This is a genomic window from Elizabethkingia bruuniana (assembly GCF_002024805.1).
Taxonomy (GTDB): Bacteria; Bacteroidota; Bacteroidia; order Flavobacteriales; family Weeksellaceae; genus Elizabethkingia; species Elizabethkingia bruuniana.
The window spans coordinates 2,715,653-2,734,726 of the sequence record NZ_CP014337.1 but is presented as its reverse complement, the minus strand read 5'-3'; the positions used below and the strand labels follow the sequence as shown (position 1 = coordinate 2,734,726).

20 protein-coding genes and 1 riboswitch are annotated in these 19,074 nt (G+C 37.1%); of the genes, 11 read left to right on the top strand and 9 right to left on the bottom strand.

The window, feature by feature from the left end; genetic code table 11:
- The first annotated feature begins 3 nt into the window (after window positions 1-3).
- The 3 genes from AYC65_RS12685 (at window position 4) to AYC65_RS12675 (ending at window position 2,634) form a co-directional block, all read left to right on the top strand.
- Window positions 4-1,143: a cytochrome-c peroxidase gene (locus tag AYC65_RS12685; protein ID WP_034866779.1), complete on the top strand. Its 1,140-nt coding sequence runs from the start codon at window positions 4-6 to the stop codon at window positions 1,141-1,143.
- Window positions 1,144-1,165: 22 nt separating this feature from the next.
- A complete protein-coding gene (locus AYC65_RS12680) occupies window positions 1,166-1,648 on the top strand; it encodes a DUF4920 domain-containing protein (protein ID WP_034866781.1) in 483 nt (160 codons plus the stop codon).
- Between the two features lie 260 nt (window positions 1,649-1,908).
- On the top strand, window positions 1,909-2,634 hold the full coding sequence (locus AYC65_RS12675; protein WP_034866783.1) for a sterol desaturase family protein: 726 nt from the start codon (window positions 1,909-1,911) through the stop codon (window positions 2,632-2,634).
- Window positions 2,635-2,678: 44 nt separating this feature from the next.
- On the opposite strand, the gene AYC65_RS12670 is transcribed toward AYC65_RS12675, so the two are convergent.
- Genes AYC65_RS12670 through AYC65_RS12660 form a run of 3 tightly spaced genes read right to left on the bottom strand, consistent with a single transcriptional unit; the run spans window position 2,679 to window position 3,583 of the window.
- Complete coding sequence (locus tag AYC65_RS12670; RefSeq protein WP_052114599.1) at window positions 2,679-3,014, bottom strand: VOC family protein; 336 nt, start codon at window positions 3,012-3,014, stop codon at window positions 2,679-2,681.
- On the bottom strand, window positions 3,007-3,297 hold the full coding sequence (locus AYC65_RS12665; RefSeq protein WP_034866785.1) for a hypothetical protein: 291 nt from the start codon (window positions 3,295-3,297) through the stop codon (window positions 3,007-3,009). The genes AYC65_RS12670 and AYC65_RS12665 overlap by 8 nt, the downstream gene beginning before the upstream one ends.
- A 40-nt stretch (window positions 3,298-3,337) precedes the next feature.
- Window positions 3,338-3,583: a hypothetical protein gene (locus AYC65_RS12660; RefSeq protein WP_234300330.1), complete on the bottom strand. Its 246-nt coding sequence runs from the start codon at window positions 3,581-3,583 to the stop codon at window positions 3,338-3,340.
- 103 nt (window positions 3,584-3,686) lie between these two features.
- On the opposite strand from AYC65_RS12660, the gene AYC65_RS12655 reads away from it, so the two are divergent.
- The 7 genes from AYC65_RS12655 to AYC65_RS12625 all read left to right on the top strand — a co-directional run bounded on the left by AYC65_RS12655 (window position 3,687) and on the right by AYC65_RS12625 (window position 9,847).
- Window positions 3,687-3,965, top strand: a complete 279-nt coding sequence (locus tag AYC65_RS12655) for a hypothetical protein (RefSeq protein ID WP_234300328.1) — start codon at window positions 3,687-3,689, stop codon at window positions 3,963-3,965.
- An 82-nt stretch (window positions 3,966-4,047) separates the two neighbouring features.
- Complete coding sequence (locus AYC65_RS12650; RefSeq protein WP_034866790.1) at window positions 4,048-5,853, top strand: chloride channel protein; 1,806 nt, start codon at window positions 4,048-4,050, stop codon at window positions 5,851-5,853.
- 9 nt (window positions 5,854-5,862) lie between these two features.
- Window positions 5,863-6,486, top strand: coding sequence for a Crp/Fnr family transcriptional regulator (locus tag AYC65_RS12645; RefSeq protein ID WP_034866792.1), 624 nt, complete (start codon window positions 5,863-5,865; stop codon window positions 6,484-6,486).
- A gap of 61 nt (window positions 6,487-6,547) precedes the next feature.
- Entirely contained in the window at window positions 6,548-7,333 is a 786-nt protein-coding gene (locus AYC65_RS12640) for a sulfite exporter TauE/SafE family protein (RefSeq protein ID WP_034866795.1), read from the top strand.
- Between the two features lie 65 nt (window positions 7,334-7,398).
- A complete protein-coding gene (locus AYC65_RS12635) occupies window positions 7,399-8,808 on the top strand; it encodes an MBL fold metallo-hydrolase (protein ID WP_034866798.1) in 1,410 nt (469 codons plus the stop codon).
- An 18-nt stretch (window positions 8,809-8,826) separates the two neighbouring features.
- Window positions 8,827-9,390: a YeeE/YedE family protein gene (locus tag AYC65_RS12630; RefSeq protein ID WP_034866801.1), complete on the top strand. Its 564-nt coding sequence runs from the start codon at window positions 8,827-8,829 to the stop codon at window positions 9,388-9,390.
- A gap of 10 nt (window positions 9,391-9,400) precedes the next feature.
- Entirely contained in the window at window positions 9,401-9,847 is a 447-nt protein-coding gene (locus AYC65_RS12625) for a DUF6691 family protein (RefSeq protein ID WP_034866803.1), read from the top strand.
- A gap of 81 nt (window positions 9,848-9,928) precedes the next feature.
- Here the strand turns inward: AYC65_RS12625 and AYC65_RS12620 are convergent, their stop codons facing one another.
- Window positions 9,929-10,261, bottom strand: a complete 333-nt coding sequence (locus AYC65_RS12620) for a YegP family protein (protein WP_034866805.1) — start codon at window positions 10,259-10,261, stop codon at window positions 9,929-9,931.
- Between the two features lie 217 nt (window positions 10,262-10,478).
- Between AYC65_RS12620 and AYC65_RS12615 the strand changes: the two genes are divergently transcribed.
- Window positions 10,479-12,008, top strand: coding sequence for a SulP family inorganic anion transporter (locus AYC65_RS12615; protein WP_034866806.1), 1,530 nt, complete (start codon window positions 10,479-10,481; stop codon window positions 12,006-12,008).
- A 75-nt stretch (window positions 12,009-12,083) separates the two neighbouring features.
- Here the strand turns inward: AYC65_RS12615 and AYC65_RS12610 are convergent, their stop codons facing one another.
- The 5 genes from AYC65_RS12610 to AYC65_RS12590 form a co-directional block, all read right to left on the bottom strand.
- A complete protein-coding gene (locus AYC65_RS12610) occupies window positions 12,084-13,478 on the bottom strand; it encodes a DUF5074 domain-containing protein (RefSeq protein WP_034866808.1) in 1,395 nt (464 codons plus the stop codon).
- A gap of 70 nt (window positions 13,479-13,548) precedes the next feature.
- Window positions 13,549-14,484 (bottom strand): hypothetical protein, encoded by a 936-nt coding sequence (locus AYC65_RS12605; protein WP_034866809.1) that lies wholly within the window; start codon window positions 14,482-14,484, stop codon window positions 13,549-13,551.
- Between the two features lie 28 nt (window positions 14,485-14,512).
- Window positions 14,513-15,643, bottom strand: a complete 1,131-nt coding sequence (locus AYC65_RS12600) for a YncE family protein (protein ID WP_034866810.1) — start codon at window positions 15,641-15,643, stop codon at window positions 14,513-14,515.
- A complete protein-coding gene (locus AYC65_RS12595; RefSeq protein WP_034866812.1) occupies window positions 15,640-17,655 on the bottom strand; it encodes a TonB-dependent receptor in 2,016 nt (671 codons plus the stop codon). Before AYC65_RS12595 ends, AYC65_RS12600 begins: the two co-directional genes overlap by 4 nt.
- A 116-nt stretch (window positions 17,656-17,771) precedes the next feature.
- Window positions 17,772-17,955: riboswitch (cobalamin riboswitch) on the bottom strand.
- A gap of 293 nt (window positions 17,956-18,248) precedes the next feature.
- Entirely contained in the window at window positions 18,249-19,034 is a 786-nt protein-coding gene (locus AYC65_RS12590; protein ID WP_034866813.1) for a helix-turn-helix domain-containing protein, read from the bottom strand.
- Window positions 19,035-19,074 lie beyond the last annotated feature (40 nt).

Below are 19,074 nucleotides of genomic sequence, written 5' to 3'. Positions count from 1 at the left end.
AGAATGAAAGACAGATATTTAGCAATAATTGCAGTTGTAGCAGTCGGTTTAATGCTGGGATATCGCCCAAATGATCCTATGGCTTATACGGTGGACGAGTTGCGTGATCTTTATTCGGGAGGGGATAAATCCAAATGGCCAAAACCTCATTTATTTGCAGAGGCTGAAGAACATTTTCAGGATATAGGTCCTTTGGCTGATATGCAATATCCGGCAGATAATCCCTATTCTGAAGATAAAATGGAGTTGGGGAAAACTTTATTCTTAGATCCCCGATTGTCTAAAAGTGGTCAGATTGCCTGTGCTTCCTGTCATAATCCTGAGTTGGGCTGGGCAGATGGTAATCGGGTATCTTTCGGACATGACAGGCAAAACGGAACACGAAATGCTCCTACATTACTGAATATAGGCTTTGCAAAGACTTTCTTCTGGGATGGGCGTTCAGCAACATTAGAAGAACAGGTAAAGGCACCTATTGAGAATCCGGTAGAAATGAATTTGCACATGAGCCTGGCAACAAAAAATATCCGTAAAATAAAAGGTTATAAGCCTTATTTTGAGAAAGCCTTCGGTACAACAGAAATTACAGAAGACCGAATTGCCAAAGCTATAGCTACTTTTGAAAGATCATTGATCAGCCCACCGTCCCGTTTTGATAAATTTGTTTCCGGAAAAAGGAATGCACTGACAGATGCTGAGGTTAAAGGTCTGCACTTATTCCGTACAAAAGCTAATTGTATTAACTGTCATAACACACCTTATTTTTCTGACCAGAAATTTCATAATTTAGGGCTTACCTACTATGGCAGAAAATATGAAGATTTGGGAAGGTATCTGGTAACTCTTAGAAATGAAGATGTTGGCAAATTTAAAACGCCTACCCTAAGAGAAGTATCGGAGAATAAGCCTTATATGCACAATGGGCTTTTTCCGGAATTAGCGAATATTGTGATGATGTACAATGCCGGAATGGGAAGAGAAACGCCGAGAGGTGATCAGGTGAATGATCCAAAATTTCCACACAAGTCGGGAATGGTAGAAAAGCTTAACATGACAGATGAGGAAGTCTTTGATGTAGTTGCTTTTCTGAAAACTCTGAACAGTTATAAATATAAAATGAGAGCACCAGAGCTCCCGAAATAAAACAAACAACAAGATTAATATTATGAAAAAACTACTTTTTTTAAGCTTACTTTTCGTGAGTATAACATTATTTGCACAACCTCCTGTAGGAAGCGCCAATAAAGGAGAGGAATATGGTGCCGGAGTTTCCAAAGCCAAGGAAGCTGGAGCCGTAAATATGGCAGAACTGAATAAAATTCTGAATGAAAGAAAAGAAGTGCAGGATATTACAGTAAAAGCAACTGTTACCGATGTTTGTCCTAAAAAAGGGTGCTGGGTTACTTTAGATAATCCGGATAAAACAAAGGTATTTGTTAAGATGAAAGATTATGCCTTCTTTCTGCCTACTGCTATAAAAGGAAAAACAATTTTACTGGACGGGAAAGCGCAGTTAAAACAAACTTCTGTGGAAGAATTAAGACACTATGCAGAAGATGCTAAAAAGCCTCAAAGCGAGATTGACAAAATAACAACACCTGTAACGGAAATCCGTTTACTGGCGAGCGGGATAAGAGTTGCTCAGTAACTTATACCTGTACTAAAATGAATAAAAATGATCGGATATTTATTCCGATCATTTTTGTTTAATTCTTGTGGTTTATAAAAGCGACAGAAGTATGTAAATAATGTTTCTTCAGTGTAAGGCAAAGCATATCACAAGGCTTTCCATTTAATTTAAATATTTTAAAAAAAACTTTTGTTGCTTTTGTGGTTAAATCGATTTCCGGGTAAGACTGTAAACCGAATTTCATATTTTTATAACACCAAAATTGGCGAAACCAGATTATGAATTTTAACGGGTTTGAATTTTTTGATTATCTGAATGTATTTCAGAAGTTTTCATGGGGAGAATGGATTATATTCAGCCTTGTAGTTAATCTGTTTTTGTATCTGTTTTCTATAGGATTATATCTGCTTGTAGATAAAACATGTCGTAAAGACAAGTTACAGAAGGAAGATCATCCTGTTACTAAATCTGATTTTTTACTTAGTCTGCTTACTGTGATTTGCAACAGCTTTATTATGCTGCTTGGTGTTCTTTTGTGGAAAAGTGAATGGATCACTTTGGATAATAATACTTCGGCAGGGATTGTCTTTTTGGAAGTTGTGGCTTTAATTCTTCTGATGGATTTTTGTATGTACCTCTTTCATTATGCGGCCCACGCTCCCTCTATTTATAAAATGCTACACGGAAAACATCATGAACATATTAGTACAAATTTTCTGAGTCTGTTTGTGCTCCATCCTTTTGAAACGATAGGCTTTGGATTGATGATGATAGTGCTGTTAATGTGCTATAATTTCTCGCTGACTGCGATCATAATATATCTGACAATTAATCTCATGTGGGGAACAATAGGACATCTTAACAGAGAGTTTTTTCCGGCAAAGTTTGATCAGCTGGGAATAGGGACGACCAGGTTTCATAATCTTCATCATCTCGACGAACGCAAAAACTTTGGTTTTTATACCTCTATCTGGGACCGGCTTTTCGGGACTTATAGAAATTAGAATTACAAATTCTGATGCAAAGCTATTCTGTTGCCCTCACTATCTTAAAATTCGGCAACTGCAAAGCCAAACTTTTCATTTAAAGTTTTTGGATATAAAATGCTTCCGCTATTTTCCAGAACCTTTTTTAGAGTGTTTTCTATATTGTCGGTTTTGAAATACAGGATTACTCCGTTTTTAGTAGGTTTATAAACATCTCCTTTTACCAAAGCTCCGGTCACTCCGCTTTTTGATTCCGTAAAAGGAAAGAAAGCCATTTCGTAACCATCCATTATTTCTTTTTCAAAAGTAAAATTGAATATTGCAGAATAAAATTTCACAGCCCGTTGAAGATCATTCACAGGAATTTCAAAATAGACAACAGGATTGGTTTTACTCATCAGATGTATTTACATTTTGTGCTTTTACTTCATCCCAGCAATTGACACAAACGATTTTATGATCACAATTGGTAAACCATTCATCAAGTTCATCTTCTGTTTCCGCTTTGTCTAATACCAGATCGCATTGGTTGCACCATGCATCCGGTCTGCCCATATCACCTTCATCATGCTCATGAAAGCCCAATGGAGCATCTCCTGATACACTATGTGCCAAATGGGTACAGATAAGTGCCATTTCCTGTTTTCCATGTTGGCTGCATTCTACAAATTTTTGTGACATTTATTGAATACTTATTTGAAATTAATTAGATTGGCCAGCATTACTCATCATTCCATACTCGCATTTCGGAATCACACCATCCTGTAATAATATCCAATACATCATCAGCATGATCCTGTAATTCTTCCACAGACTCTTGCTTTATCTCTTTTACAATTTCTTCCGCATCGGCCTGATGTCCGCCCAAATTACGAAACTCTATAAGCAAGTCTCTTACCTCACTACTTAAGCCATTTCCCTGTGCAATATAAAACAGGAGCTTTTCTTTTAATATTTCACGATCCATTCTGTGATTGTTGTTGATAAAAGTACGAATTTGTTTTTGAACCCCCTGTATAGATAAGTGTTTTCGGGTGGAATAATACATTTAAATATAAAAACAGGTATATTTGACTCATCTTATAAATGTTGAAAACTATCTATCTCCGAAAAAATACATTATGCTTTCATCTGCTTCATTAAACATAGAATCTGCACTTTTCTATATTATACTGCTTACTTTTCTGATGTCAGGTTTTGTTTATACATTATCGGTTCTTATTGTTCATGCTTTTCAGAAAAAAATTAAAGGTTTCTTGTACTATTTTATATCATATCTTATTTCCGGTGGTGCCGGAATACTACTGATATGCCTGTTTGCCTTTATATGGCTGGCTTCTCTCAACTAATTAAATTTAGTGACTCTTAATAATTACAGAAAAAAAGTAGTGAATCCATAATTTTTAGAAAAATGAATCTTAATTTTGGGGTATGCCAAAAATTAAGAAATCTAAAACTCCAAAATTTATACGCCGCAGTATATACAACATAAAAAGTATATTGGGTCTGCTAAGGATCGTATTGTCGGACAGGCAGTTTTTGTATTTCTCTTGTGTTATCGTCGGGATAACCTCTGCATTGGCCGTAACGGTTCTGAAAACTTTTGCCCATAACGTTTTTCAGTTTACAACTTATGTTAATAAAATCCTTAGGTTACCTTATCTGAACAGTATTTTGCCTATACTGGGAATTGTACTTACTGTTCTGATTATTCGTAAATTTCTTAATGGATCTCTCGAAAAAGGAACTGCCCAGATTATGATAGCAGTTGCCAAAAGATCGGGTTTTATGCCTAAAAAACAAATGTATGCACAGATTATTACCAGCTCATTAACGGTTGGTATGGGTGGATCTGCAGGTTTGGAATCTCCGATTACGATTACTGGAGCAGCTCTGGGATCTAATTATGCACAGGATTTCCGGCTGAATTACAAAGACAGAACGCTGCTGCTTGCATGTGGAGTAGCCGCGGGAATCGCTACAGCCTTCAATGCCCCGGTTGCCGGAGTGTTATTTGCAATAGAAGTGATATTGGCGGATATGAGTGTCTCTGCATTTATTCCGATTATGATTTCCTCAGCTACAGGAGCAATTATGTCGAATCTGACCCTGAATGGCGGAATATTATTATCTTTTAAAAGAGGGCTGAATTTCGATTATCATAATACTATTTATTATGTTCTTCTGGGGATTATCGCTGGTTTTCTGTCTGTATATCATGCACGGCTCTTTAGGTGGGTCGAACATCGCATAGGAAGTTATTCCAAGAATGTATATACAAGAGCATTTGTAGGAGCAGGTATTCTGGGAATGCTCATATTTCTGTTTCCGCCATTATTTGGTGAAGGTTATGAAAACATAAAAGTACTGGCCAATAATCAGGCCGGAGAGCTACTGGATAATTCATTATTTGAGCACCTTAACGGAAATGAATGGTGGATTATGCTTTTTGTGCTGATTACCATGATGATTAAATCTGTCGCTACAGGACTAACACTGGGAAGCGGGGGGAATGGTGGTAATTTTGCGCCTTCACTTTTTGTAGGTTCTTATCTGGGATACTTTGTTTCCAAGGTTGTGACGCTTATCGGTATTAAAAACCTTCCTATAGATAATTTTACGGTTGTGGGTATGGCTGCTTTATTAAGTGGATTATTCCATGCACCACTCACTGCAATTTTCCTTATTGCCGAAATAACAGGTGGTTATGGGCTGATTATTCCGCTTATGCTGGTTTCTTCTATAAGCTATGCCATTGCAAAGAGGTATGATAATTATAGCATGGATATCTATAGTATTGCAGATAAAGGTATTGTTTTTACTTCCGATAAAGACCGCAATATCCTGGATAAAATCGATGTAAGTTTATTATACAGCAGTCACCTGAAAACAGTATTTACAGATTTTACTTCGCAAGAGATTAAAGATATATTTACCAATACCAATCAGTATTTTGTTCCGGTACTCGACCGGTCATTAATTATTCAGGGAATTATTATGCTGAACGATGTCCGAAAACATCTCTTTTTTGATCAAGAAACTGACTTCTCCGAATTTATCATTACTGCTAATATTGTATCTGTTGATGATGCTACAGCAAAAATAATACGGATAATGGAAGAAAGCCGGCATGACTATGTCTTATTAACGAAAGACGGAAAGTATATCGGTTATATTACCAAATCTACCATTATGGATGCTTACCGACAGAACCTGAAAAAACTTAGAATAGAATAATTCCGGAACATGACAGAACTGCAGAAAATTTCCGAATTTGAATCTTCACCAGAACTGATTGAAAGATTATATGCTAATAGTGTACAAAAAGACTATAAGGCAGGGAGTATTATTCAGGATGAAAATTCCCATATCCGGGCTATTCCTATCGTGGTAAAAGGAAGTCTGAAGGTAATCCGTACCGAAGAAGACGGGCGTGAGATTCTGTTGTACTACATAAAACCCGGAGAAAGCTGCATTATGTCTTTTCTTGGCGGATTGCATAATGATACGAGCAAGGTCAGGGCTGAGGTAGAAGAGGATGCGGAAATTCTTTTTCTTCCGGTAGATAAGGTTTCACTTTTTATTAAAGAATATCCACAATGGCTGGATTATATTTTCAGATTGTACCATAAAAGGTTTGAAGAACTTCTGGAGGTTGTAAATGCCATTGCCTTTAAAAAGGTAGATGAAAGATTACTGGATTTATTGCAAAAGAAATCTTCTCTTGCAGTGTCCAAAACAATTCAGACAACCCATGAGCAGCTTGCAAACGAATTGGGAACGGCGAGAGCTGTAGTTTCCAGATTGCTAAAACAGCTTGAAGAAAACGGAACCGTAAAGCTGGGAAGAAATAAAATTACCCTTATGTGACAAAAGTAGCTGTGTAATGATTCCGAGTATTTCATTTTTGCAGTATCAATTGTAAAATGTAATGGAAATAGCAGGTTATTTAGCATCTGTTTTAATAGGTGTATCTTTAGGACTGATAGGAGGTGGAGGTAGTATTCTTACAGTACCCGTCTTGGTTTATTTATTTAGCATAGGAACTGTTCAGGCTACAGTATATTCTCTTTTTATTGTAGGCGTAACGAGTATAGCCGGATCTGTATCCTACTTTCAAAAGGCTTGGGTAGACTTCAAAACAGTCATTATATTCGGAGTTCCATCCGTAATTTCGGTGTTTCTATCAAGAAATTTTTTGCTTCCCGCAATCCCGCAGAAGCTGATCCAGATAGGAAGTGTTATAATTACCAAGGATAATTTTATCATGTTGTTGTTTGCTGTACTAATGGTTGGCGCAGCATATAAAATGATTCGTAAAATTCAATCTGAAAATTTGTCAGAAAGTAATTCTGGCTACCTTTTGGTAGCTGTTCAAGGGATTATTGTGGGGCTATTGACCGGGCTTATTGGCGCAGGCGGAGGATTTATGATTATCCCTGCGCTTGTTGGATTGCTTAAAATGCCTATGAAAACTGCTATAGGGACCTCACTTGTTATTATTGCACTTAATTCTCTGAGCGGATTTATATTCTCTTTACACCATACCACCATACACTGGTCATTTTTACTAGGCGTAACAGCCATGGCTGTTATTGGAATATATATAGGGAGTTTTTTCTCCCGTAGAATAGATGGAAAGAAGCTGAAACCAGCTTTTGGCTGGTTTATACTGGTTATGGGAACCTATATTCTTGCAAAAGAAATTCTTATGTGACAAAAGTAGCTGTACAGCATATTTTATAATGATAACTTTACTCCACTAAATTAAAATGTAATAAAATGAAAGTAGAACAAATATATACAGGATGTCTTGCACAGGGAGCTTACTACATTGTATCCCAGGGAGAAGCCGTAATTATAGATCCTTTAAGAGAGGTGCAGCCCTATCTGGATAAATTACAAGAGGACAATGCGAAGCTTAAATATATTCTCGAGACCCACTTTCATGCAGATTTTGTATCCGGGCATGTTGACTTGAGTGATAAAACAGGTGCAGCTATAGTTTACGGACCAACAGCAAAACCTGAATTTGAAGCAGTTATTGCTAAAGACGAGGAAATTTTTGAGATAGGCGATATTAAAATAAAAGTATTGCATACACCCGGGCATACGATGGAAAGCTCATGCTACTTGCTTATTGACGAAAATGGAAAAGAAACAGCTCTGTTTTCGGGAGATACTTTGTTCTTAGGAGATGTCGGAAGACCAGATCTTGCACAAAAAGGTAAAGACCTTACGCAGGAAGATCTTGCAGGAATGCTTTATGATAGCCTGATAAATAAGATTATGCCTTTATCAGATGAAATAACAGTTTACCCTGCTCACGGAGCCGGAAGTGCATGTGGTAAAAACATGCAGAAGGAAACGGTGGATACTTTGGGCAATCAGAAGAAAACGAACTATGCGCTGAACCAACCGGATAAAGCGACTTTTGTAAAAGAAGTTACGGACGGATTAACACCGCCGCCAGGATATTTTGCCATGAATGTTGCCATGAATAAAAAGGGCTATGAAAGTTTTGATCAAGTTCTTGAACAAGGGCTTAACCCATTATCAGCAGAAGATTTTGAAGCTGTGGCAGATGAAACCGGAGCATTGATACTGGACACAAGACTTGCAGCAGAATTTCATAAAGGCTTTATTCCACAGTCAGTAAATATCGGAGTGAAAGGAGATTTTGCGCCATGGGTGGGTGTAATGATAGCAGATGTAAAGCAGCCGCTATTATTGGTAACGGATGAAGGAAGTGAAGAAGAAGTTATTACCCGTCTTAGCCGTGTAGGTTTTGATAATGTATTGGGCTATCTGAAGGGAGGTGTTTCTGCATGGCAATCAGCAGGAAAAGAAACTGATTCCGTGGACAGAATTACCCCTGAAGAATTTGCACAACGATATACAGAAGATGTTAAAATAATTGATGTAAGAAAAGAAGGAGAATATGCTGCAGAACATATAGCAGATGCTTATAGCCGTCCGTTAGCTTATATCAATACATGGATAAAGGATGTTGACCCGAAAGAGCATTTCTTTCTGCACTGTGCCGGAGGTTACAGAAGTATGATAGCGGCAAGTATTCTTCAGGCAAGAGGATATCGTAACTTTACAGAAGTGGAAGGTGGTTTTGGTAAGATTAAATTAACAGAAGTGCCAACAACTGATTTTGTATGTCAGAGTAAAACCATGAAATAATTTAAGAATGAATGTAATATGATAGAATTTTTGAAACAACCTTGGCCATGGTATATTGCCGGTCCGCTTATTGGGCTTACAGTACCCGCATTGCTAATTCTGGGGAATAAATCTTTTGGAATCAGTTCATCATTGCGGCATATTTGTGCCTCATGCATACCTGCTAATATTTCTTTTTTTAAATACGATTGGAAAAAAGAAGCATGGAACTTGTTTTTTGTATTCGGAATATTTTTGGGTGGAGTTATTGCGGTTACTTTGTTAAATAATCCTGATCCTGTCGCAGTAAATCCAAAACTGGCTGAAGAATTGAGCAGTTATGGAATTACTGATTATAGTAATCTGGTACCGACAGAAATATTCAACTGGAGTGCATTGCTTAGTATAAGAGGGTTTATTATGATGATTGTTGGCGGATTCTTAGTAGGATTCGGAACACGCTATGCAGGAGGCTGCACAAGCGGACATGCAATTATGGGACTGTCTAATCTGCAATGGCCTTCATTAGTTGCTACTATTTGTTTTATGGTAGGTGGTTTTATTATGGCAAATTTAATTCTACCTTTTATTCTTAGCCTTTAATCTGTAATACATGAATAATAATTTAAAAGATATAAACAGCAAGTGGTATTCCAACCTTAAATATATGTTAGTGGGGATTCTTTTTGGAATTATCTTCGTAAAATCTGAGGTAATCAGTTGGTTCCGTATTCAGGAAATGTTCAGGCTTCAGTCTTTTCATATGTACGGCATTATAGGAAGTGCTGTACTTACGGGAATGATTTCAGTCTGGATCATCAAGAAGTTCAATATTAAAACTATTCACGGAGAGTCAATTTCTATTACACCTAAGCAGTTTAATAAAGGCCAAATCTATGGAGGGTTGTTGTTTGGTTTCGGATGGGCTGTTACCGGTGCATGTCCAGGACCCCTGTTTGCACAAATAGGCACAGGTGTTACCGTTATCATTGTTACATTGCTAAGTGCAATAGCCGGAACATGGGTATATGGATTGATAAGGAGCAGATTACCACATTAATTTGATATATACTTTAGGTATAAATATAAAACCCCATAGATTTTTAGGTCTGTGGGGTTTATGTTGTTATTGAATAATAATTTATACTGTTGTATCTTCTACGGAAGCTTCAGGAGCATTATTTCTTACAGAAGCTATACCGTTATCTCTGCCGGCTGCACTTTCATACATTTCGCTTGTACCAATAATCTGCCCGTTTGTTGCTTTGAGGTTGAAATAATGCTTGCCATTGGATGAAGTCTTCTTGTCGAATTTATTCTCATCCTGTGAATTTTTCTTTACCGATTCTATACCGTTTTCGCAGTTAGCCTTAGTGGAATAACCTTCGCTTGCTAAGATTACCTGCCCGTTAGTTGCTTTCAGATTAAACTGAAATTCACCATTTTTTCTTTTTGAAATTTCAAATTTTCCCATAATGTTTTTGTTTAAAGTTAATGAAAATATCTGAAATATAATGCTTTATGTGTTTGTTGAATAGGAGTTGTTATAAAGATATTTCCGGCTTGTGCTTTTCAGCATCTATAGTTTTCCGTATTTTTGCAGTCAGTATTTTGTATCAGATTAGACTTTAAATTTCGAAATACTTTTTTGGCCGGGATTCTCTGAGGCCGGAATTTATACAACCAGCTTTATGAATAATCTTTTAAATTTTCAATCACTCCGGAATATCAATTTTAAGAATGAAATACTGGCAGGACTAACCGTAGCCATGACCATGATTCCGGAATCTCTGTCCTTTGCCATATTAGCAGGCTTATCTCCACTAATGGGACTTTATGCTGCCTTCCTTATGGGAATTGTGACGGCTGTTTTGGGAGGCAGACCCGGGATGGTGTCCGGCGGTGCAGGAGCTACTGTTGTTGTGCTGATGGCTTTGGCTGCTTCTCATGGAGTACAATATCTGCTGGCAGCAGTTGTATTGGCTGGTATACTTCAGTTATTGGTGGGCGTTTTTAAATTAGGGAAATTTGTAAGGCTAATCCCTCAGCCTGTAATGTATGGCTTTCTGAATGGTTTGGCAATTATTATTTTTATGGCTCAGGTTGCCCAATTTAAAATAGTACAAAATGGGATGAGTGGCTGGATGAACGGGAATATGCTTTATATAATGGCCGGGCTTACATTACTTACAATTGCCATAGTACTTATTTTTCCGAAAATTACAAAGGCTGTTCCATCATCTTTGGTAGCCATTGTTATAGTATCGGTTCTTGCCTATTTTCTGAATATAGATACTAAAAAAGTTGTGGATATTGCTTCAGTAAGCGGATCATTACCTTCTTTTCATATACCTGCAATTCCATTTAATATGGAAACGCTTAAGATAATCTTTCCTTATTCCCTGATTATGGCAGGAGTGGGGCTTGTGGAATCTTTGCTGACGCTAAATATGGTGGATGAAATTACCAGAACAAAAGGAGAGTCCAACAGAGAAGCAATGGCTCAAGGTACAGCTAATATTGTCAATGGCTTTTTCGGAGGAATGGGCGGATGTGCTATGGTTGCTCAAACACTTGTCAATATTGGAGCGGGAGCCAGAACCAGAATATCTGCAATTATAGGAGCATTAACGATACTGCTGATTATTCTGGTGGGCGGACCAGTGATCGAACAGATTCCTATGGCAGCTTTGGTTGGTGTAATGATGATGGTGGCAATAGGAACATTTCAGTGGGTTTCCTTAAAGATTGTGAATAAAATGCCCAAGTCCGATATTTTTGTCGGAATATTGGTAGCTGTTATAACAGTTGTACTTCATAATCTTGCATTAGCTGTGTTAGTAGGTGTTATTATTTCTGCATTGGTATTTGCATGGGATAATGCTAAAAGAATACGTGCCCGAAAGTTTCTGGATGAAGACGGAAACAGAGTCTATGAAATATTTGGCCCATTATTCTTTGGAAGTACAACAGCTTTTGTGGATAAGTTTGATGCAGTGAATGATACAGATAAAATTATTATTGATTTTAAAGAATCCAGGGTAGCAGATATGTCGGCTATCGAAGCACTGAAAAAACTAACAGAACAGTATAAAAATCATAATAAAGAGGTTGTATTAAGACATCTGAGTGCAGATTGTATACGCTTGTTGGAAAACGCCGGCGGATTTATAGAAGTAAATATTGAAGAGGATCCTGTGTATAACGTAATGCCGGAGTAATTTTACCAAATAAAAATGAAGAAAGGGATCTGAATATTCGGATCCCTTTCTTACAAGTTAAATTACTTTAAATTATTATTGTGTAACGTCTATATTGACTGTTTTTTCTACATATTTACCATTAGAAACTGCTGAAATGGTAATTCTTTCTTTTCCTGTCAATTCTTTAGCTTTGATAATAAGGGAATCTGTTTTCAGCTCGTAAGTGGCAAGTTCAGTTCCTTTAGCGCTGATAGATTTTACAATAGAAGAAGAAATATTATCAGCATCAACAATCTTATCATTCAGGGCAATAGCTCTTCTTTTTCCTGGTGCTATAATTATCTTGTTCAATAAAATTTCTGGCGCATTTACATCTTCGAAGAACGGTACTGCCGGGAACCAGTAATAACGTTCGTCTTGGGAACTGGTACCATTACCTCCATTTACAACAATGCTCTTTTCTAAAGCACCGGTATTGCCTACGATATGTATCCAGTTGTAACTGCCGGCTTCGCCCCAGCCATTACGTTTTACCGTTAATACAAGTTTATCTGTCAATGGATCTACACGCAGTCCTGCTCCGTAAAAAGAAAGCTGTATACCCTGATCGTCTTTACCTAAATCATAAAAAGAAGTATTAAGTGATTTAGTTGCTATATTATATTTCACAACTGAATTTCCCTTTGTCCAATACAATACATTTTGTTTTGTACTTGCAGAAAGGCTTCCCGCAGTCCATGCATACCATGTTGCACCGATTGGAGCATTTGTAATATCAATTTCGTCCGTTTTTTCTAATGTATAAGGATCGATCTGGATTAATTTTTTATTGGCTCCTATCCATACTTTACCATCTTTACTTTGTACAACAGAAGCAAAGTCGGTTCCGCTGATTAATTTCTCTACAGTGTTGGTTTTGGTATTGATTACATAAGCTCCTTTTGATTGTGTAATAGCAATTACATAATCACCCACTAAAAGCATATTTCCCGTTTGCCCACTCACTCCCGAGATATTACCTTCTACTTTTAGCGTTTCAATATTGAATATAGAAATTCCGTTGCCTGTAGAGATATAAGCTTTTTTAGGGTTGATACCTACAAAGGCACGACCGTCACCACCGATTTCGGTAAGCACAGCTTTCATTTTTAAAGTTTTGGCATCTGCCACAACTAATCTGTTTTTTTGTTTGGATATTAGGTAAGCATTGTTACCGTAAATAGTGGCAAATTGTGTAGTTACTCCAAGTTTTTCGCCGTTGTTGGCTGCACGGTATGCTCTGTATATAATAGAACCATCATTTTTAAAATAGTTTACAGATCCGTTATCATGGCCGAACCAGTCTTCGTTGGCAACATAAAATCCTTGTGTAGATACTACTGCTGAAGGAGCAGATTCTAAGGGTTCAACAAAATCATCATTAGAACATGATGACAGCGCTAGAAAGCTCAATAAAGGTAAAGCAAAAGAGGTATATACTTTTCTCATAATTTTTTTTAATTGTTTAATAAATAGTTGATATATAGTAGTTTTGTGTTTTCTGTTTATGATAGTGAAGTTATTTTATCCGCAGGTCATAAGCACCCGTAACTTCTGTACTTACTTCTCCCAGCATTCCGTTTTCCTGACGGATAGCACTGTATACTTTTACAAAGTCAATACCGGGTAGCTTTACATATTTCCCGTTTTTATCTACAGCCCATGAGATATCGATGTTAGAAGCGTCACTCTCATTAGTAGCATTGTCAGCATATCCGAACTCGAACGGAACAGAACTCCATAAACCATTGTTCTGTTTAAAATTATCGGCAATTCTGGTCCCTTTAAAAGTAATGGAAGATTCACCAACCCACATCGGATAGTAGCTTTGTTTATGAAATGAGTTTTTGGTTAAATAGCCTTTACCTCCCTGATTGTCTTCCCAACGGATATATTCCGTATCGGTCTGCCAGTTTGCAGAACCTTTTACCGGAGTTTTAGATTCATCTGGCTTATAGTAGGTGATACTATAGTTTTTAATAGTAGTATCTTTAAAATACTCACTACCCGCAATTTCATACCATTCATCATCATCTGGTTTTCCATTTTTATTTCTATCCAATGCAACCATAATAATCCCAGGTTCTGAACTTCCGGTAAAAGTATTACCCAAAATTTTAAAATCAGCGCCTTCACCATTTGCAACAGTGTGGTCAAATCTGAAGGTAACATAGCCCCCAAAGCCACCTAAGTGTATCATACCATTGGCTCCTTTTGCTATAGCATCATTCGCTTTTTGTACCATATCCTTTTTAGTTTCCCCGGCATTATATTTTGGCAAATCGTTGGTGAACTGTCCCGGAGCAGGCATATAATCCAGCACCTCACTTATGTATTTACTATAGACTACAGGCTCGGTAGTGTCATTGTCCGAAGAACAGTTGTAAAGGCTTGTAAGCACTATGCTTCCCAGTAAGAATGTTTTAGCAATGTTCGATTTGTCTGAAAATTTCATGGATATTTTTTTAGTGTAACGTCAATGTTTATTTATATAAAAAGGCAAAATGTGCCGGGATATTTCCACCTTCAGTCTTCCATTTGAAGGTTCCGTTTTTGTCGAAACAGTACAGGCTTCCTGTAGAAACATAGTTACCGGCATCGGTTATATACAAATCTTCTGTGATTGGATTTACAGCAATGCCATAAGGAGTTTCTATTTCTGTTTCATATTTGGAATCAAATAGCTTTTTAGAAATTATTTCTTTGGTTTTGAGATCAATAATACCGTAAGACTTTACAGTTTTTTTTGTATTATAGTTAAATTCATTGCCGAGATAATAAAGTTTATCATTAACAATTGTGAAGTTATTGATCGGAATATTGAATGTCTTTTTTATAGTACCGGTTTGGCTGTCTACAACAAATAAGTTTGAAGAAGCAGTCAGATAATCCCCTCTGGAGGTTACGTAGAGATCACCATTGGAATCTGCTTTCAGCCTATTAAGATTAATAGCAATATCGTATTTGGTTGCTTCTTTAAAATTGGCGAGATCAATTACCGATATCGTTCTATCATAATTAGGTACACGATAGCCTCCGGAGTTAGCCACATAAAGTTTGTTTTTTACAACAGCCATTTCCTCTGGTTGGTAGCCAACTACAGCTTCGCGGGTAACCGATAAAGAAATAGTGTCTATTTCCATCACCTTTCCCAGCGGTGCTTTCGGATCTACAGATATAGGTCCTGCATAAGAAGAGACATAAGCTTTGCCATTCGCAAAGGCTAGGTATCTGCCATTTTCTACTGTAATGCTTTTTATTTTTTTTGCAGTTCTGGAATCCAGTACTTCAACTTTATTGGAAGCATTTACCACAACATACATCTTGCTGCCATAAATTTTAATATCATTACCAACATCACCCATCTCTTTTACCACATTTGGATTGGCTTCTGCATAGATATTGCGTGAGTAAGTACCTTTAGTATAGTCAAAGTAATCCAGGGTAGCTTTATTGCTGTTCATGTTGCCTTCGTTAAGAAGATAAAAGCCTCTGGTTGCTATATTTTGTGGAGGAGTTATCTCTTCGGTTTCTTTTTGTATGATATACTGATCTCCGCGACAGGAAGTAAGGAAAACAATAAATAACAGATATGCTAAATTTTTGAATTTCATAAGGTAAAATTTAAAATAAACCTGAAGTTGCGTCCGGGCATAGGATAGTTAAGTACAACATCATAGTATTGATTGAAAAGATTATTGACTTCGAAAGATGCTTTCAACTGATGTTTATTCAGTTTAAAAGTTTTTTGCACAGACAGATCATGAGTATACCACGGAAGCAAATAATTGTACTGAATGTTATTCTGGCTGGAATCATAGCGCTCGCCTACATATACAAAACTGTAGTTCAAGCCCCATGATTTGTATTCTGTCATCAGAGCAAAGCTGCCACTGTTCCATGGAGTATAAGGAATCTGATGGCCGTAGTAACTTTTTTTAGGATCTGTAAAATCTCTTGCTCTTTGGTAGGTATAAGTAAGGAGCGGGCGTATGCGCCATTGACCTAATTCCAATTCACTTTGAAGATTGACATCTGTTCCTATAATTTCTACTTTGCCCAGACTCAGATTCATCCAGATAAACATATTACCATTAAAGGTTGAAGTAATCTTATTGGTGACATTATTGTAGTAACCGTCAACATTAAGACTGATATTTTTTACGATTCCCCGTGAGAAATTTTTCCGGTAGGTAAAACCAAAATCATACTGGTGTGTAAATTCGGGTTTCAGGAGTGACATCCCTAATGTTTTGTAATACATTTCATTGAAAGTAGGAAGCCTGAAAACCTGCTTATAGAAAGCCTTTAAATAAAATTCATGTTGACTGAAGGGCTGGTAATTGATAAAAAGGGCAGGCGTCCATTTATTTTCATCTCCCGGTGCAGCATTTTGTAAAACTTTATTCTGGACAAAGGTTCCGAGTAAACTTCCCTGTGCTTTCAGTCTTCCCCAACGATAATTCATAGCTAAAGCAAGAAGGGTGGTATAACGTTTGGGATAACTGAAATTGTAAAGATTTGCTGCCATATTATTGTACTGAAAGTCTGCGGAAATAGCTGCATCCCAGTTATTGTTAATTTGGTAAAGGGTAGAGGAGGAGATGTAGAATTCCCGTTGTATATACTGATTGTCGATTTTTGGACGCTGAGGTGCAAGGGTATCTATATAACGATTGTAATCGTATGCAAATTTAGCTTTCAGCTGTGTTTGTACTTTTGGAAAGATTTTCTGCATCCAGCTTCCCTGAACAAAATAATTGGCATCTTTTAGTCTTTGGCCTTCGTCGCCGAATCGTCCGTTCACTATAGCGCCCGGTAACCCACGGTTAGATAAATAGGCATAGGCTCTCAGATCCCATTTTCCGTTTTTCAGATCTCCGTTAATGCTGGTTTCAAATCGCTTTGCCTTTACATCTGCATCATGTCGCTTTGCAATGGTATCATAGGCAATCTGACCATTTAGATATTTCCGGTAATATCTGAACTTATAAATTCCGTCAGTATCCAGATATTCTCCGCTAAAGGATGCAGAAACAGAATTAGAAAGCTTTTGCTCTAATCTGAAAGAAGGATTGAAAGTTTGTATAGAACCACTTTTCGTGCGGACTGTAAGATTGGTTGTCCTGCTTTCTCTGAATACGGGTTTTTTAGGCTGAAGATAAATGGTCCCCGAGCTTCCGAAATCTTTTGCAGGTTGGAAAATGTCACTTTTCTGACCATTGTATAATGTTATTTCTTCCAGATCATCCAGAGAAAACTTGCCAAGATCTACAATTCCGTTTTGTGCATTTCCGATGGGAATTCCATCATAGAAAACACCAACTTGCTGTGCTCCGAGACTTCGGATATCAACTGTCTTTAGTCCGCCGACACCACCATAATCTTTAATCTGAACACCGGAAAAATATCGAAGCGCATCGGCAACTGAATTATTATTTAGCTTTTCAATAATATCAGATGTTAACTTCTGAGGCGGGAGAACAGTACGTGTATTTTTTTTGAAAATGTCTACAGCCTCAACTTCTCTTATTCGTGTTGTATCTTTTTTCTGTGCAAAAGAAAACCCGGTTGCAAAAAGCAGAAGCAAGGGAATTAAACAGAAAGAGAATAGTCTTTTTAGCATTGGCTTTACATTTATTAAAATGTTTATGCCTTTGCTGCAAATATCAGTACATGACTAACCCAGAGAAAAGTCCGGGAGAGTTTATTCAGGTCGATATAGCTTTATTCCACGAAAGCATCAAACATATACTTCTGGCAGGTCTTCTGACTTACTTCTCTTTAGCGCCTTCCCATTACCGATAGTAACAGTGACGTATTGCCAAGATTTTTTATGAAGTTTACAGCAGCGGGTCTGTTCAGGATTTACACCTGATTCCCTTTTAAGCACTTTTTAAGGTGCACCAAAAACTGGTGGCAAATATAGGTATTTATAATGTAATGTAAATGATTGAGATATAAAGGAATAAAAAGAGAATGCCGACCACTTCTTCATCATACATAAAGGTAGCCGGCTTTCTCACCTGTATAACTTATTAGTCCAATAATTGTAAAATAGTCGGGGGAAGACTATTTACAATACAAATATAATATTTTATCACTACATAGTGAGTAATTTAATATGAGAATTTATAAACTATGAGCAATTGTTAACTAACTCACTACGAAATATAAAATCTGGAGTAATGCTTTGCTCTTTAAAAAGCTATCCAAAATCTAAACTAGTTTTTTCAGAAACTCACTGGGACGGTATTGCATAACAGAAAAGAAACTATTGGTATATGCCTGCAGGCTTTTATAACCTGTTTTAAAAGCTATTTCAGAAATGGTCCATTGCTGGTCACTCAATAATTCCAGACTTTTAATAATGCGGAGCATTTGTTGGTATTTACTTAGCGTTAATCCTGTTTCTTTTTTGAAAATCCGTTCCAGTGTACGCAAGGACAGAGCAGCAATTTCGCTAAGATCTTCCATACTCAAATCTTCTGTATAATGTTCGTGAAGATAATCAATGGCTTTACACAGTCTTTTATCTTCCGGCGGGCTGATGTGCAGTTGCAGTGATCGCGCAACAAATTGTGGGAGTTCATTGCTCAAAGCCTTTAGGAATAAAGTTTCGTGTGGATCCTCCTGTATCTTTTTTGACCACTTTTCAGCATATTTAATCATCTCTTTTAAAACCGGAGGTACTAGAAAAACACTTACTTCATTGTAAAAAGGAATATCTTTTTCCACATCGAAAAACATAATCATCAATTTTATCTTTTCCGAATGTGAGTTGGTTTTGTGAATATGCCCTGATGGTATCCATGCAGCATGGTTTTGTGGTAAAAGGTAAATCTTTCCTTCAACTGTCAGATATTGGAAGCCGCTTTCCACATATACCAACTGACCTTTATGATGCGAGTGCAATTCATCATCATGTATCCAGTTGTCTTCAAACCAAACAAAATAGGGTTTTTCTATATCATCTATATTGATAGGATTCTGGCTGCAGCTCATGTCGTTTTATATTAATATTATGGCAAATTTAAATAAAATT

What these genes read in the sequence shown, in the direction of transcription:
- AYC65_RS12685 (WP_034866779.1), top strand. Translation starts at nt 4, where the DNA reads ATGAAAGACAGATATTTAGCAATAATTGCAGTTGTAGCAGTCGGTTTA.
- AYC65_RS12680 (WP_034866781.1), top strand. Translation starts at nt 1,166, where the DNA reads ATGAAAAAACTACTTTTTTTAAGCTTACTTTTCGTGAGTATAACATTA.
- AYC65_RS12675 (WP_034866783.1), top strand. Translation starts at nt 1,909, where the DNA reads ATGAATTTTAACGGGTTTGAATTTTTTGATTATCTGAATGTATTTCAG.
- AYC65_RS12670 (WP_052114599.1), bottom strand. Translation starts at nt 3,014, where the DNA reads ATGAGTAAAACCAATCCTGTTGTCTATTTTGAAATTCCTGTGAATGAT.
- AYC65_RS12665 (WP_034866785.1), bottom strand. Translation starts at nt 3,297, where the DNA reads ATGTCACAAAAATTTGTAGAATGCAGCCAACATGGAAAACAGGAAATG.
- AYC65_RS12660 (WP_234300330.1), bottom strand. Translation starts at nt 3,583, where the DNA reads ATGGATCGTGAAATATTAAAAGAAAAGCTCCTGTTTTATATTGCACAG.
- AYC65_RS12650 (WP_034866790.1), top strand. Translation starts at nt 4,048, where the DNA reads ATGCCAAAAATTAAGAAATCTAAAACTCCAAAATTTATACGCCGCAGT.
- AYC65_RS12645 (WP_034866792.1), top strand. Translation starts at nt 5,863, where the DNA reads ATGACAGAACTGCAGAAAATTTCCGAATTTGAATCTTCACCAGAACTG.
- AYC65_RS12640 (WP_034866795.1), top strand. Translation starts at nt 6,548, where the DNA reads ATGGAAATAGCAGGTTATTTAGCATCTGTTTTAATAGGTGTATCTTTA.
- AYC65_RS12635 (WP_034866798.1), top strand. Translation starts at nt 7,399, where the DNA reads ATGAAAGTAGAACAAATATATACAGGATGTCTTGCACAGGGAGCTTAC.
- AYC65_RS12630 (WP_034866801.1), top strand. Translation starts at nt 8,827, where the DNA reads ATGATAGAATTTTTGAAACAACCTTGGCCATGGTATATTGCCGGTCCG.
- AYC65_RS12625 (WP_034866803.1), top strand. Translation starts at nt 9,401, where the DNA reads ATGAATAATAATTTAAAAGATATAAACAGCAAGTGGTATTCCAACCTT.
- AYC65_RS12620 (WP_034866805.1), bottom strand. Translation starts at nt 10,261, where the DNA reads ATGGGAAAATTTGAAATTTCAAAAAGAAAAAATGGTGAATTTCAGTTT.
- AYC65_RS12615 (WP_034866806.1), top strand. Translation starts at nt 10,479, where the DNA reads ATGAATAATCTTTTAAATTTTCAATCACTCCGGAATATCAATTTTAAG.
- AYC65_RS12610 (WP_034866808.1), bottom strand. Translation starts at nt 13,478, where the DNA reads ATGAGAAAAGTATATACCTCTTTTGCTTTACCTTTATTGAGCTTTCTA.
- AYC65_RS12605 (WP_034866809.1), bottom strand. Translation starts at nt 14,484, where the DNA reads ATGAAATTTTCAGACAAATCGAACATTGCTAAAACATTCTTACTGGGA.
- AYC65_RS12600 (WP_034866810.1), bottom strand. Translation starts at nt 15,643, where the DNA reads ATGAAATTCAAAAATTTAGCATATCTGTTATTTATTGTTTTCCTTACT.
- AYC65_RS12595 (WP_034866812.1), bottom strand. Translation starts at nt 17,655, where the DNA reads ATGCTAAAAAGACTATTCTCTTTCTGTTTAATTCCCTTGCTTCTGCTT.
- AYC65_RS12590 (WP_034866813.1), bottom strand. Translation starts at nt 19,034, where the DNA reads ATGAGCTGCAGCCAGAATCCTATCAATATAGATGATATAGAAAAACCC.